The organism is Photobacterium sp. DNB22_13_2 (assembly GCF_052873915.1).
In genome coordinates this window covers 1-334 of record NZ_JBNNXU010000076.1, presented here as the reverse complement: position 1 = coordinate 334, position 334 = coordinate 1, and the positions used below count along the sequence as shown (strand labels likewise).

Here is a 334-nt window from a genome sequence, read left to right as displayed (position 1 = left end):
ACCAACGCCGTGCGCTACGGCACGATGCGCGAGAACGTGCTGAACCTGACGGTGGTCACCGCCGACGGCCGCATCATCAAGACGGCCAACCGCGCACGCAAATCGTCGGCGGGCTACGACCTGACGCGCCTGTTCATCGGCAGCGAGGGGACGCTGGGCATCATCACCGAGATCACGCTGAAGCTGTATCCGCAGCCGGAGGCCGTGTCCGCCGCCGTATGCGCGTTCCCGAGCATGGGCGATGCGGTGTCCGCCGTGATCGACACCATCCAGATGGGCGTGCCGATTGCGCGCGTGGAGTTTGTCGACGCACTGGCCATCCGCGCGATCAACC

At 66.5% G+C, this 334-nt stretch carries 1 protein-coding gene; it reads left to right on the top strand.

The features are described from left to right. Positions 1-334 (top strand): FAD-binding oxidoreductase (locus tag ACVA58_RS27845; protein WP_446513490.1); only part of this gene is annotated, 334 nt, incomplete at both ends.